Raw genomic sequence first — 13,087 nt, forward strand, 5'->3', positions numbered from 1 at the left:
ATGGCGCAACACGAGACAGGCACGGCAACGCAGCCGATGACGATGATTCAGGCGCTGCGCTCGGCGATGGACGTGATGCTCGGGCGCGACAGCGACGTGGTCGTGTTCGGGCAGGACGTCGGTTATTTCGGCGGCGTGTTCCGCTGTACCGAAGGACTGCAGAACAAATACGGCAAGTCGCGCGTGTTCGATGCGCCGATCTCCGAAAGCGGGATCGTCGGCGCGGCGGTGGGGATGGGCGCATACGGGCTGCGCCCGGTGTGCGAGATCCAGTTCGCCGATTATTTCTACCCGGCATCCGACCAGATCGTGTCTGAAGGCGCGCGGCTGCGCTATCGCTCCGCCGGCCAGTTCACCGCACCGATGACGATCCGCATGCCCTGCGGCGGGGGCATCTACGGCGGCCAGACGCACAGCCAGAGCCCTGAGGCGATGTTCACGCAGGTGTGCGGGCTGCGCACGGTGATGCCGTCGAATCCGTACGACGCGAAAGGGCTGCTGATCGCGTCGATCGAGAACGACGATCCGGTGATCTTCCTCGAGCCGAAACGGCTGTACAACGGCCCGTTCGACGGCCATCACGACCGGCCCGTCACGTCGTGGCTCAAGCATCCGTCGAGCGCGGTGCCCGAGGGCTACTACACGGTGCCGCTCGATACGGCCGCCGTGGTGCGTCCCGGCAACGACGTGACGGTGCTGACCTACGGCACGACGGTGCACGTGTCGCTCGCCGCGGCCGAGGAGACGGGCATCGATGCGGAGGTGATCGACCTGCGCACGCTGTGGCCGCTCGACCTCGACACGGTCGTCGCGTCGGTGCGCAAGACCGGGCGCTGCGTCGTGGTGCACGAGGCGACGCGCACCTGCGGTTACGGGGCTGAACTGGTGTCGCTGGTCCAGGAACATTGCTTCTACCACCTCGAGGCGCCGGTCGAGCGCACGACGGGCTGGGACACGCCCTATCCGCATGCGCAGGAGTGGGCGTACTTTCCGGGCCCGGCCCGGGTCGGTGAAGCGTTGCGACGCGTGATGGAGGCGTGAGATGGGGATTCATGTCATCAAGATGCCGGATATCGGCGAAGGGATTGCCGAGGTCGAACTGGTGGCCTGGCACGTGGAAGTCGGGCAGACGATCAAGGAAGACCAGCCGCTCGCCGATGTGATGACCGACAAGGCGGCGGTCGAGATTCCGTCGCCTGTGACGGGCAAGGTGATCGAACTCGGCGGCCGGATCGGCGAGATGATGGCGGTCGGCAGCGAGCTGATCCGCCTCGAGGTCGAAGGCGCCGGCAACCTGAAGGCCGGCGCACCGGTGCGGGAATCAAAGGTAGAAACCGCACCGGTCGCGGCCGCGCCGTCGACGGCGGTGGCCGACGCGCCGGCAGAGTCGCCCGCCAGGCCGGCGACGAAGCACGCGCCTGCGGAGCCGCGTCAAGCGAAGCACGCCGAACGCAAGGAACACGTGGAGCCGCCGCGCGCGGCACTCGCGCCGGGTGAACGGCCGCTCGCGTCGCCGGCCGTGCGCCAGCGCGCATGGGACATGGGCATCGAGCTGCGTTATGTGCGCGGCACGGGGGAAGCCGGCCGGATCCTGCACGCGGATCTCGATGCGTATGCGGGCAGCGGCAGCGGTGCGGCGCGCGGCGCACGCGGATCGCGGGCGCACGGCTACGACGAACGCAACGACGAAACCGAGGTGCCGGTCATCGGCTTGCGGCGCGCGATCGCGCGCAAGATGCAGGAAGCGAAGCGCCGCATTCCGCATTTCAGCTACGTCGAGGAGATCGACGTCACCGAGCTCGAATCGTTGCGGATGGATCTGAACCGCCGCTACGGCGACACGCGCGGCAAGCTCACGCCGCTGCCGCTGCTGATCCGCGCGATGGTGATCGCGTTGCGCGACTTTCCGCAGATCAACGCGCGTTTCGACGACGAAGCGGGGGTCGTCACGCGCTACGGCGCGGTGCACATGGGCGTCGCGACACAGACGGACAGCGGCCTCACGGTGCCGGTGCTGCGTCACGCGGAAGCGAAGGACGTGTGGTCGATTTCCGCCGAGATCGCGCGGCTCGCCGACGCGGTGCGCACGAACCGCGCGCAGCGCGACGAACTGAGCGGCTCGACGATCACGATTTCGAGCCTCGGCGCGCTCGGCGGCATCGTGTCGACGCCGGTCATCAATCATCCCGAGGTCGGCATCGTCGGCGTGAACCGGATCGTCGAGCGGCCGATGTTCCGCGACGGCGCGGTCGTCGCCCGCAAGATGATGAACCTGTCGTCGTCGTTCGACCATCGTGTCGTCGACGGCGCGGACGCGGCCGAATTCATCCAGGCGGTGCGCGCGGTGCTCGAGCGCCCGGCACTGCTGTTCGTGGAGTGAGCGCAATGAAGAACGAACACACCACGCTACTGGTGATCGGCGGCGGCCCGGGCGGCTACGTCGCCGCGATTCGCGCCGGCCAGCTCGGCATTCCGACCGTGCTCGTCGAGCGCGACCGCCTCGGCGGCACGTGCCTGAACATTGGCTGCATCCCGTCGAAGGCGCTGATCCACGTGGCCGACGCATTCGAACAGGCACGCGGCCAAGCGGGCGAGGGCGCACTCGGGATTCGTGTGAGCAAGCCCGAGATCGACATCGCAAAAAGCGTCGCATGGAAGGACGGCATCGTCGACCGGCTGACGCGCGGTGTCGGCGCGCTGCTCAAGAAGAACGGCGTGCGCGTGTTGCACGGCGACGCACAAGTGGTCGACGGCAAGACCGTCGACGTCGTCGCCGGCGGCCACACGACGCGGATCAGTTGCGAGCACCTGCTGCTCGCGACCGGTTCCGAACCGGTCGCGCTGCCGTCGATGCCGTTCGGCGGGCATGTCGTGTCGTCCACCGAGGCGCTGTCGCCCACGACCTTGCCGAAGCGGCTGGTCGTGGTCGGGGCCGGATACATCGGGCTCGAACTCGGGATCGTCTATCGCAAGCTCGGCGTCGACGTGAGCGTCGTCGAAGCGGCGGAGCGCGTGTTGCCTGCGTACGATGCCGAACTCGCGCGGCCGGTTGCCGATTCGCTCGCGCGGCTCGGCGTGCGGCTGCTGCTCGGCCACAAGGTGCTCGGCCTCGCGGAGCAGGGCGCGGTGCGTGTGCAGGCCGCCGACGGCGCGGAGCAGACGCTGCCGGCCGATCGCGTGCTGGTTGCGGTCGGCCGCCGGCCGCGTGTCGACGGTTTCGGGCTCGAGTCGTTGCCGCTCGATCGCAACGGTCGCGCGCTGTGGATCGACGACGAATGCCGGACGTCGATGCGCAACGTCTGGGCGATCGGCGACGTGGCCGGCGAGCCGATGCTCGCGCATCGCGCGATGGCGCAGGGCGAGATGGTGGCCGAGCTGATTGCCGGAAGGCGCCGCAAGTTCATGCCCGCGTCGATCCCGGCCGTGTGCTTCACCGATCCGGAGATCGTCACGGCCGGCTGGTCGCCGGACGACGCACGAGCGGCCGGTGTCGATTGCGTGAGCGCGTCGTTCCCGTTCGCGGCGAACGGGCGCGCGATGACGCTGCAGGCGACCGACGGTTTCGTGCGCGTGGTCGCGCGGCGCGACAACCACCTGATCGTCGGCTGGCAAGCGGTCGGGCGCGGCGTGTCGGAGCTGGCCGCGGCGTTCTCGCAGTCGCTGGAAATGGGCGCGCGGCTGGAGGACATCGGCGGCACGATCCATGCGCATCCGACGCTGGGTGAAGCACTGCAGGAGGCCGCGCTGCGTGCGCTCGGGCATGCGTTGCATGTCTGACGGGCGGGCGTGACAGGGAAGCACCGCCGGTGCGCGATGCGTGCACCGGCGGTGCTTCCCTCCGTTTTCGGGTGAATGGCCGATACCTCCATTCGGTTTCCGGAAGAAATGTCGCAAGGCCGGCATTCGGTGACCCCGCCTATTCATCCGGATCGCGTTGCCCGTGATCCGTTTCGATTCGACCGGCCGACCCGGTCCGCATCCTGAGTGCTCTCGGCGTCACGCCGAAGTGCCGCCTGATCGCGGTCGACAGGTAGCTCTGCGTGCCGAATCCGCAATCCAGCGCAATCGACAGGATGCTGTCCGTCGTGTGTTCGAGCAGCCAGCGTGCGCGTTCCAGCCGCCGCTCGATGACGTATTGCGCGGGCGTGCGGGAAAACTGCGTCCTGAACGCGTCAATGGTGGCGCGCTCGCTCATGCCGACCAGTCGGCAGAGATCGGCGGTGTCGATGCGGCTTTCCAGCGACGCGTCGATGAACCGGTTGATCGTCTGCGCGCACAGCGGCGCAGCCGCGGTGTCGGCCGTCAGCGGCTGATCGGCGGCATTCGGGTTGCGCCGATAGGTGGCGCCGGGCGGTTCGCCGAAGCGACGGTGGTACTCGCGCACGAAGCGCGCGGTGATCGCGAACCCGTACGCATGCAGCGTCGCATCGAAATCCGGCTTGTCGCCGCGCGCGAGTGCGCGGTTGACATGACGAAAGCGTGCTTCATTGCGCAGGTCGGCCGACGACTTGCCGGCGACGCGACGAATACCGTGCTCCAGGGCTTCGGTCGCGCATCCGAGGACGTGTGCGACTGCGCCGAGGGTTTTCCAGCGCAGCGGCGCCTCCTCGAGCATGCGGATGGCGACACGCGCCTGATGTTCGGGCGCGCAACGATCGCGGTCGAACAACGCACCGTGATTGTTCGCGTGACCGGTGACCATGAGCTTCAGCATGTGTTCGAGCAGCGCGTCGACGGCGGCGTCGGGGATCGGCGACATCCGGATCATCCGGCGCAGGCATCCGGCCGCCGCGTTCCATTGCGCGCGCAGCTCGGGCGCAGCCGGCGTCAGCGCGAACTCGACCGGGGCGAGCCCGGGCCGGCCGACCCATCGCGCGAGAAAGCCGTTGATCCGTTCCGCATCGATGATGACCGACAAATGGCCGAATCCGTCGGGCCCCGTCGTGCAGAGCGAGCGACCCGTCGATGAAACGGGCATCACGTCGCCCACCGCGCAGCCCGCATCCGCACCGTCGCTTTCGTATTGCGCGTGGCCGCGACGGCACGACAGGAACAGGTAGTTCGGACGCGCGTCGTTCGAGCGGAAGTGAAAGGGCATCAGGTAGTCGACGTCATAGATGCCGACGCCGTTCCATTCGTGTCCCGTCATGCTGACGTCCCGGCGAACCGCGTGCTGCGCCGTGAACTGATTGTCGGCGTAGATCGTGCCGATGAAATCGGACACTTCGTCGGGATCGTCGCTGTGAAAGCGATGCGTCCTGGGAAGCGGGTCGCTCATGCTGTTTTCCACTCCGAACGGATGCCGGCACGGCTCCATGCCGTTGGCTGCGTGACGTGCCGCATGCTTCTGCGGGGCACGCGCGCGCCCACTATTGCACCTTGCCGGCGCGCGATGCTTCAAGAATTGTCAAAACCGGTACCGGTCGCGACGCCGTCGCCTTGTCTGACGAAAGACCGATTGCGGCGGTCGCGACGCGGCATCGCTTTCGGTCGCGGGATTTTCAACTTTCCGGTGCGCATGGTTGAAAGAACCGGCGCCGGCTGAGCGCTACCATGGATGAACCGATTGTTAGTCAATCGTGGATAGTTCATCTCGGTGGCCCCCGTTCATTCGTACGATCGGCTCGACTACACTCGATCCATCTCAACACCTTCACATAGGAATCCGGAGTTTTCGAATGAACACCGCAACGATGGCAGACAAGGTCGTACTGATCACTGGCGTTTCGTCCGGTCTCGGCCGCGAACTGGCGCAACGCCTGCTCGCGGAAGGCGCGCGGGTCGCGGGCACCGTGCGCGGCGCCGAACAGGTCGCGGAATTCGAACGGCTCGCACCCGGGCGCGCGCTCGGCGTGCTGATGGACATCACGCAGCCCGACGCGGTGACGGCCGGCGTGCAACGCGTGCTCGAGCGGTTCGGCCGCATCGACGTGCTCGCCAACAATGCGGGCGTCGGCACGGTCGGGGCGGTCGAGGAAACGACCGAAGCCGACGCACGGCAGATATTCGACGTGAATTTCTTCGGCGGGTTGCGCGTGATTCACGCGGTCCTGCCGACGATGCGCCGCCAGCGCTCGGGCCACATCGTGCAGTTCTCGTCGATTGCAGGGTTCGCCGGCTATCCGGGGTTGGGCGTGTACGCGGCGGCCAAGGCCGCGACCGGCGTGCTTGGCGAGGCATTGGCCGGCGAACTCGCGCCGCTCGGCATTCATGTGACGGTGCTGACGATCGGCATTTTCGAAACGCAGTTCGCCGGACGGTCGCTGGCGTACTCGTCGAACCGGATCGACGACTATGCCGACACGCCGGCCGACCAGTTCCGCGGCTTTATCGGCCAGCTGCAGGGCAAGCAGCCCAACGTGCCGGAGAAGGGCGCGCAGGCGATCGTCGACATCCTCAAGGCCGCGAAGCCGCCGGTCCACTTCGCACTCGGCGCCGATGCGGTGGGCACGATGCTCGGCCGCGCCGAATCGATCGAGCGCGATATCCGGGCGTGGGAAACCATGTCGCGATCGACGCAGCGCGGCTGAGCAGGTACCCGGTTCATCCGGAACGAATCCGGATGAATGGTATCGGTGTACTAAGTATTAACGAATGCGTCATCGGGAATCGAACCCCGCCGCGATCGGGTATCGCGCGGGTGACGCATGCGCCCGGATGCGCCGGGCGCGGATCCATGGAGAAACGGACATGAGTACTCGAACAAGCGTGGCGATCGTGACCGGTGCGTCGCGCGGGATCGGCGCGGCGATTTCGCGGCGGCTGGTGGACGACGGGCTCGCCGTGGTCGTCAATTACGCGGGCAAGGCGGCCGAAGCCGAGGACCTGGCGCGCGATCTCGCGGATGCGGGGGGGCAGGCGATCGCGGTGCAGGCCGACGTCGGCGATCCCGCTGCCGTGGCGAGGCTGTTCGACGCGGCCGAAGCCGCGTTCGGCGGTGTCGACGTGCTGGTCAACAACGCCGGGATCATGAAACTGGCGCCACTGGCCGACAGCGACGACGCGCTGTTCGACACCCAAGTCGCCGTCAACCTGAAGGGGGCCTTCAATACGCTGCGTGAAGCCGCGCGCCGGCTGCGCAACGGCGGGCGCATCGTCAACCTGTCGAGCAGCGTGGTCGGGCTGAAACCCGAGACGTACGGCGTCTATACGGCCACCAAGGCGGCGGTCGAGGCGATGACGGGCATCCTGTCGAAAGAACTGCGCGGCCGATCGATCACCGTCAACGCGGTCGCGCCGGGGCCCACCGCGACCGACCTGTTCCTGAACGGCAAGTCGGCCGAGCTGATCGAGCGCATGTCGAAGATGAATCCGCTCGAGCGTCTCGGCACGCCGTCCGACATCGCGAATGCGATCTCCTTCCTCGTCGGGCCGGACGGCGGCTGGATCAACGGCCAGGTGCTGCGCAGCAACGGCGGCATGGTCTGACGCCGATCCGTGCGTGTCGATCGATTGCAGTCGTCATTCAAGGAGCATCACCATGAGCAAGACTATTCTCATCACCGGCGCGTCGAGCGGCTTCGGGCGCATGACCGCCGAGGCGCTGGCGGCGGCCGGCCACACCGTGTTCGCGTCGATGCGCGATACGGCCGGACGCAATGCGCCGGTCGTTGCGGAGATGGTCGAGCATTCGAAAGCGCAAGGCGTCGATCTGCGCACCGTCGAGATCGACGTGCAATCGCAGGATTCCGTCGATGCCGGCGTCGCCAGCGTCATTGCCGAGGCCGGCCGCATCGACGTGCTGATACACAACGCGGGGCACATGGTGTTCGGTCCCGCCGAAGCATTTACGCCGGAGCAATACGCGCACCTGTACGACGTGAACGTGCTGAGCACACAGCGCGTGAATCGTGCGGTGCTGCCGCACATGCGCAAGCGCGGGAACGGCCTGCTGCTGTGGGTATCCAGCAGCAGTTCCGCGGGCGGCACGCCGCCGTATCTGGCGCCGTATTTCGCGGCGAAGGCGGCGATGGATGCGATCGCGGTGCAATACGCGCGCGAGCTGTCGCGCTGGGGCATCGAGACTTCGATCGTCGTGCCGGGTGCATTCACGGGCGGCACCAACCATTTCGCGCATGCCGGTACGCCGGCCGATGAAACGCGTGCGGCCGAATACGACGCCGGACCGTATGCCGGGTTCGGAGACCAGGTGTTGAAGGCGTTCGCGGACATCGTGCCCGCCGACGCGGACGCCGGCGAAGTGGCCCGCGCGATCGTCGATATCGTGGGCATGCCGTTCGGCAAGCGGCCGTTCCGCGTCCATATCGATCCGACGCAGGACGGTGCGGCCGTCGGCTTCGCGGTGCTTGACCGCGTGCGGGCGGAGATGCTGCATCGCGTCGGCCTCTCGGACCTGCTGCGTCCGAAAGCGAACGCGTGACGCACCGGGCAACCGGCGCAGGCCGGCGCGCGGCAACCGATACGAATCGACACGACGCATGTGCATGCGCACATGGTCTGAATCAGGAAAACGAAATGGCAAACCATGACATCAAGGGTAAGACCGTATTGATCGCGGGCGGCGCGAAGAACCTGGGCGGGCTGATCGCGCGCGATCTGGCCGAGCACGGCGCGAAGGCCGTTGCGATTCACTACAACAGCGCGAGTTCGAAGGCGGACGCGGAGAAGGCGGTCGCTGCGATCGAGGCGGCCGGCGCGCAGGCCGTCGCATTCCAGGCGGACCTGACGCATGCAGCGGCCGTCGAGAAGCTGTTCGCCGATGCGGTTGCGGCGGTCGGTCGTCCCGACATCGCAATCAACACGGTCGGCAAGGTGCTGAAGAAGCCGTTCACCGACATCAGCGAAGCCGAGTACGACCAGATGAGCGCGGTGAACGCGAAGTCGGCGTTTTTCTTCTTGCGCGAGGCAGGCCGCCACGTGAACGACAACGGCAAGATCGTGTCGCTGGTGACGGCGCTGCTCGGTGCGTTCACGCCGTACTACGCGGCCTACGCGGGCACGAAGGCGCCGGTCGAGCACTACACGCGTGCGGCGGCGAAGGAGTTCGGCGAGCGCGGCATTTCGGTGACGGCGGTGGGGCCTGGCCCGATGGACACGCCGTTCTTCTATCCGGAGGAAGGGGCGGAGGCGGTGGCGTACCACAAGACGGCCGCCGCACTGTCGAAGTATTCGAAGACGGGGTTGACCGACATCGAGGACGTCGTGCCGTTCATCCGTCACCTGGTCAGCGACGGCTGGTGGATCACGGGCCAGACGATCCTGATCAACGGCGGCTATACGACCAAGTAACGCACGCGGGCCGCCGGTGCGTCGCCCGGCGTCTGCATTCGCATGCCGCGGGTCGGGCCCGGGCGACGCCGGCATGCCCTCATCGAGGAACGGCATCATGAAAATCGACACACTCCGCCATCCGGTTGTCCGGCGCGCGATCGACGCGCTCCAGCAAGGCGACGGCGCAGCATGGGCCGCGCTGTTCGCGCCCGATGCGACTCTTTACGACGACGGCCGCCCGCGCGACCTGCACGCGTTCAACCGCGATGCGATCGGGTCCGAGCGCTTCTCGACGATCGATCGTGTCGAGAACGACGGGCTCGATGTCTACGGCCAGTTCCATTCGGACCGCTGGGGCACGTTCCGCACGTACTTCAAGTTTCAGGTCGACGGCGACGGCCGGATTTCGCGGCTCGACATCGGGCAGGCCTGAACCGTTTGCATACCGCCCCGGGCCGTTCCGGCCGGCGGCCTTCCCAAGGAGATCGCGACCATGTCGAACCCTTATCAGTCCGTGCTCGACGCACAGCGCGCGCGTTTCGACTCGGATGTCACGAAAACACTGGCATGGCGCATCGCGCAGCTCGACCGGATGGAGCGCATGCTGCACGATCACCAGGATGCGCTGTGCGCCGCGCTGTACGAGGACTTCGGCAAGCCGCCGTTCGAGCAGCTGTTCGAGATTTCGGTGCCGACCGGCGTCATCCGGTATTACCGCGAACACCTGCACGAGCTGATGGCGCCGCAGAAAGTCGCGATTCCGTCCGCGCTGGAGGCGGCCGGCAACGCGGGCATGATCTACAAGGAGCCGTACGGCGTGACGCTTGTGATCGGCCCGTTCAATGCGCCGATCCTGTTGCTGCTGGACCCGGCGATCGCGGCATTGGCTGCCGGCAACACGGTGGTGCTGAAGCCGGCGAATACCACGCCTGCGACGGCCGCGCTGCTGAGCCGGCTCGTGCCGCAGTATTTCGCGCCGGAGGACGTCGTCGTCGTCACGGGCGGCCGCCAGGAAATCGGCGCGTTGCTCGAACTGCCGTTCGATTTCATCTTCTTCACCGGCAGTTCGGCGGTCGGCAAGGTCGTGATGCGTGCGGCTGCCGAGCACCTGACGCCGGTCCTGCTGGAACTCGGCGGGCAGAACCCGTGCATCGTCGACGAAACCGCGAATCTCGACATCGCGGCCGACCGGATCGCGTGGGGGCACAACGCGATCTCGGGGCAGTGGTGCATCGCGCCCGGCTACGTGTACGTGCATGAATCGGTGGCCGATGCGTTTCTCGCGAAGCTCAAGGCGTCGATCACGAAGATGTATGGCGACGATCCGCAACGCAGCCCCGATTTCGCGCGGATGATCAGCGAACACGATGCCGCGCGCGTCGCGTCGTACATCGTCGCCGACAAGGTCGTGCACGGCGGCCGCCACGACGTGGCGGCACGTTATGTCGAGCCGACCGTGCTGTATCCGTCGACGTGGGACGACCCGGCGATGAAGCAGGAGGTGTTCGGCCCGGTGCTGCCGGTGCTGCCGTACCGAGACCTGCGCGAGATCGTCGGCATCATGAAGCGCAAGCCGAAGCCGCTCGCGTGCTATGTGTTCAGCAAGCGGCAGGCGAACGTCGACCAGGTGCTCAATGGCCTGTCGTTCGGTGGCGGCTGCGTGAACCAGACCAACCTCCATTGCTGGATCGACAGTTTGCCGTTCGGCGGCGTCGGCAACAGCGGGATGGGGAAGTACTACGGCAAGGCCGGCTTCGATGCGCTGAGCAATACCAAGTCGATGCTGATCGGCAATCCCGATGCGGTGCTCGACGTGTTTCCACCTTACGCGGGCAAGGACATCGGCACGATGCTCGGCGTCTTCGCATAACGGGAGGGCACGATGCATACGCTCTGGACGATCGTGGCCGGCGTGCTGTTGCTGGCCGTGTTCCTGTTGTTCGGGCAGCTATGGGGCACGCACGCGGCATCGCTGGCGTTCGCCGCAAAAGCGTTCGTGCCGGTCTGGCTCGGTTTATCGCTGTTCAATCTTTGGGTGGGCGTGCATCGGGCCGGATACGGCGTGAGCGAGGAGCTGCCGATCCTCGCGATCGTGTTCGGCGTGCCGGCCGTCGTTGCGCTTGCCGCCGCGCTGCTGTTCCAGCGCACCTGAATCGACGCGCGACGACGGACCATGCGCGCGCTTGCGTCCGTCGTTGCGGCACTGCTCCCGTCCACCCGCCGCTCGTCTCCTCCCATGAAGATCGACATGCCTCTGTTTGCCGCGCCGCTCGCGCAGGACGTCGTCACGTTCTGGATCGACGCGGGGCCCGCGCAATGGTTCGCGAAGCACGCCGATTTCGATCGCCGCTTTCGCGAGCGCTTCCTCGACACGCATCTGGCCGCGGCGAGACGCGAGTTCGACGACTGGCTGTCGACGCCCTACGGAACGCTCGCGCTGCTGTTGCTGACCGATCAGTTTCCGCGCAATGCGTTTCGCGGCACTGCGCACATGTATGCGACCGACGCACTCGCACGGCAGTTTGCAATGCATGCGTACGAACATGGCCAGATGTCGTGCGTCGAGCAGCCGCTGCGCCTGTTCTTCTGCCTGCCGTTCGCACATTCGGAAGACCCCGCGGACCAGCGGATCTCCATCGAACTGAACGGGAGGCTCGGCCAGCCGTGGCTGGCGCATGCGATGCGGCACAAGGACATCGTGATGCGCTTCGGCCGCTTTCCCCATCGCAACCCGCTGCTGGGCCGCGAGACGACGCGCGACGAGGCGCGTTTTCTCGCGGAAGGGGGATTCGCCGGATGAGCACGCCCGCGCTCGAGGCATGGCCGCCGCGGCGGCCATGCGCGCATCAGCGCAGGAACTCGATGCCGAACGTGCCGCCCATATCGACGATATGCCCCGCATGCGGCGCCTCGAAGTGACCGGGCAGCAGCAATGCGCCGTGTTCGACGCAATGCGCGAGCAGTTCGAAGCGGCTTTTCGCGGCGAGCTGGCGGTCGTCGCAGACCTTGCTGCTCCATTGCCAGAACGGGATCTGGATTGGCGAGTGCAGCATGTCGCCGCTGAACACGCCGCGCGAGCCCTGGGACGTCAGTTCGATCCGCACGTGGCCCGGCGAGTGGCCCGGAGCGTGGCGGATCAGGAACGTGTCGTCGAGTTCGTAGGTGTCGTCGAACATCGTGGCCTGGCCGGCCTCGATGACGGGCAGCACGCTGTCGTTGTACATCGGCTTGAACCACGCCGGCCCTGCCGGGCCTTCGCCACGGATCGCGCGGACCAGGTGATCGTGCTCGACCTGCGAAATCACGTAGCGCGCGTTCGGAAACGTCGGTACCCAGACGCCGTTGACGAGTTGCGTGTTCCAGCCGACGTGATCGGCGTGGAGGTGGCTGCACATCACGTAGTCGATTTCCTCGGGCTGGATGCCGAGTGCGCGCATCCGGTCGAGATAGCGCGTCGACAAGCGGTGCATTTCCGGCAGGCCGGGCCGATCCTTGTGGTTGCCAATACAGCTGTCGATCAGCACCGTGTGCCGGCCGGTACGCACGATCCAGCTGTGCACGGGCATCGGGATGCGGCCGCTTTCCGGATCGTAGTGCGTCGGCGCGAGCCAGTGTTCGTGCTCGGCCACGCGCGCGCGGTCGAAATCCGGCAGCCAGCTCTGCGCGGTTTCGCCGAGCAGCATCGTGTCGTACAGCCGGATGATCTCGACGTTGCCGAGCGCGAGGGAGAAAGCATGCGGCTCGGCATTCGTGATGTGCGCATGACAATGCGCATGCCCGCAGGAATGGGTCATCGGTGTCTCCTGAATGGTTGGAATGAATCGGATCGGGGCGTGGCGCGACGCCCCGGACACGA

Annotated in this window: 13 protein-coding genes; 11 read left to right on the top strand and 2 right to left on the bottom strand. The window is 66.8% G+C overall.

Going from position 1 to position 13,087, the window contains the following annotated elements:
* The 3 genes from AB3K92_RS28660 to lpdA are packed head-to-tail and all read left to right on the top strand — an operon-like array spanning position 1 to position 3,777.
* Positions 1-1,041 (top strand): alpha-ketoacid dehydrogenase subunit beta, encoded by a 1,041-nt coding sequence (locus AB3K92_RS28660; protein WP_034195800.1) that lies wholly within the window; start codon positions 1-3, stop codon positions 1,039-1,041.
* Position 1,042: 1 nt separating this feature from the next.
* Entirely contained in the window at positions 1,043-2,380 is a 1,338-nt protein-coding gene (locus AB3K92_RS28665; RefSeq protein WP_059554911.1) for a dihydrolipoamide acetyltransferase family protein, read from the top strand.
* 5 nt (positions 2,381-2,385) lie between these two features.
* Positions 2,386-3,777 (top strand): dihydrolipoyl dehydrogenase, encoded by a 1,392-nt coding sequence (lpdA, locus tag AB3K92_RS28670; RefSeq protein ID WP_369466317.1) that lies wholly within the window; start codon positions 2,386-2,388, stop codon positions 3,775-3,777.
* Positions 3,778-3,916: 139 nt separating this feature from the next.
* Here lpdA and AB3K92_RS28675 read toward each other — a convergent pair whose 3' ends face one another.
* On the bottom strand, positions 3,917-5,401 hold the full coding sequence (locus AB3K92_RS28675; RefSeq protein WP_225740427.1) for a helix-turn-helix domain-containing protein: 1,485 nt from the start codon (positions 5,399-5,401) through the stop codon (positions 3,917-3,919).
* Positions 5,402-5,678: 277 nt separating this feature from the next.
* On the opposite strand from AB3K92_RS28675, the gene AB3K92_RS28680 reads away from it, so the two are divergent.
* From AB3K92_RS28680 to AB3K92_RS28715, 8 genes are all read left to right on the top strand, one after another.
* Complete coding sequence (locus tag AB3K92_RS28680) at positions 5,679-6,530, top strand: oxidoreductase (RefSeq protein WP_225723163.1); 852 nt, start codon at positions 5,679-5,681, stop codon at positions 6,528-6,530.
* Between the two features lie 160 nt (positions 6,531-6,690).
* Complete coding sequence (locus AB3K92_RS28685; protein WP_104768405.1) at positions 6,691-7,428, top strand: SDR family oxidoreductase; 738 nt, start codon at positions 6,691-6,693, stop codon at positions 7,426-7,428.
* Between the two features lie 52 nt (positions 7,429-7,480).
* On the top strand, positions 7,481-8,380 hold the full coding sequence (locus AB3K92_RS28690) for an SDR family oxidoreductase (RefSeq protein WP_369466320.1): 900 nt from the start codon (positions 7,481-7,483) through the stop codon (positions 8,378-8,380).
* A 95-nt stretch (positions 8,381-8,475) separates the two neighbouring features.
* A complete protein-coding gene (locus tag AB3K92_RS28695) occupies positions 8,476-9,249 on the top strand; it encodes an SDR family oxidoreductase (protein WP_104768407.1) in 774 nt (257 codons plus the stop codon).
* 97 nt (positions 9,250-9,346) lie between these two features.
* Entirely contained in the window at positions 9,347-9,664 is a 318-nt protein-coding gene (locus tag AB3K92_RS28700; protein ID WP_021159565.1) for a nuclear transport factor 2 family protein, read from the top strand.
* Positions 9,665-9,724: 60 nt separating this feature from the next.
* Positions 9,725-11,101, top strand: a complete 1,377-nt coding sequence (locus AB3K92_RS28705; RefSeq protein WP_104768410.1) for an aldehyde dehydrogenase family protein — start codon at positions 9,725-9,727, stop codon at positions 11,099-11,101.
* A 12-nt stretch (positions 11,102-11,113) separates the two neighbouring features.
* On the top strand, positions 11,114-11,383 hold the full coding sequence (locus AB3K92_RS28710; RefSeq protein WP_021159563.1) for a hypothetical protein: 270 nt from the start codon (positions 11,114-11,116) through the stop codon (positions 11,381-11,383).
* An 84-nt stretch (positions 11,384-11,467) separates the two neighbouring features.
* On the top strand, positions 11,468-12,031 hold the full coding sequence (locus AB3K92_RS28715) for a DUF924 family protein (RefSeq protein WP_021159562.1): 564 nt from the start codon (positions 11,468-11,470) through the stop codon (positions 12,029-12,031).
* A gap of 46 nt (positions 12,032-12,077) precedes the next feature.
* Here AB3K92_RS28715 and AB3K92_RS28720 read toward each other — a convergent pair whose 3' ends face one another.
* Positions 12,078-13,025: an MBL fold metallo-hydrolase gene (locus AB3K92_RS28720; RefSeq protein ID WP_104768412.1), complete on the bottom strand. Its 948-nt coding sequence runs from the start codon at positions 13,023-13,025 to the stop codon at positions 12,078-12,080.
* Positions 13,026-13,087 lie beyond the last annotated feature (62 nt).

It is taken from the genome of Burkholderia sp. Bmkn7 (assembly GCF_041103175.1).
Lineage (GTDB): Bacteria > Pseudomonadota > Gammaproteobacteria > Burkholderiales > Burkholderiaceae > Burkholderia > Burkholderia cepacia.

Bases quoted from the DNA above. Each gene is read 5' to 3' on its own strand.
- AB3K92_RS28665 (WP_059554911.1), top strand. From the start codon at position 1,043: ATGGGGATTCATGTCATCAAGATGCCGGATATCGGCGAAGGGATTGCC.
- AB3K92_RS28685 (WP_104768405.1), top strand. From the start codon at position 6,691: ATGAGTACTCGAACAAGCGTGGCGATCGTGACCGGTGCGTCGCGCGGG.
- AB3K92_RS28660 (WP_034195800.1), top strand. From the start codon at position 1: ATGGCGCAACACGAGACAGGCACGGCAACGCAGCCGATGACGATGATT.
- AB3K92_RS28705 (WP_104768410.1), top strand. From the start codon at position 9,725: ATGTCGAACCCTTATCAGTCCGTGCTCGACGCACAGCGCGCGCGTTTC.
- lpdA (WP_369466317.1), top strand. From the start codon at position 2,386: ATGAAGAACGAACACACCACGCTACTGGTGATCGGCGGCGGCCCGGGC.
- AB3K92_RS28695 (WP_104768407.1), top strand. From the start codon at position 8,476: ATGGCAAACCATGACATCAAGGGTAAGACCGTATTGATCGCGGGCGGC.
- AB3K92_RS28700 (WP_021159565.1), top strand. From the start codon at position 9,347: ATGAAAATCGACACACTCCGCCATCCGGTTGTCCGGCGCGCGATCGAC.
- AB3K92_RS28690 (WP_369466320.1), top strand. From the start codon at position 7,481: ATGAGCAAGACTATTCTCATCACCGGCGCGTCGAGCGGCTTCGGGCGC.
- AB3K92_RS28720 (WP_104768412.1), bottom strand. From the start codon at position 13,025: ATGACCCATTCCTGCGGGCATGCGCATTGTCATGCGCACATCACGAAT.
- AB3K92_RS28680 (WP_225723163.1), top strand. From the start codon at position 5,679: ATGAACACCGCAACGATGGCAGACAAGGTCGTACTGATCACTGGCGTT.
- AB3K92_RS28715 (WP_021159562.1), top strand. From the start codon at position 11,468: ATGAAGATCGACATGCCTCTGTTTGCCGCGCCGCTCGCGCAGGACGTC.
- AB3K92_RS28710 (WP_021159563.1), top strand. From the start codon at position 11,114: ATGCATACGCTCTGGACGATCGTGGCCGGCGTGCTGTTGCTGGCCGTG.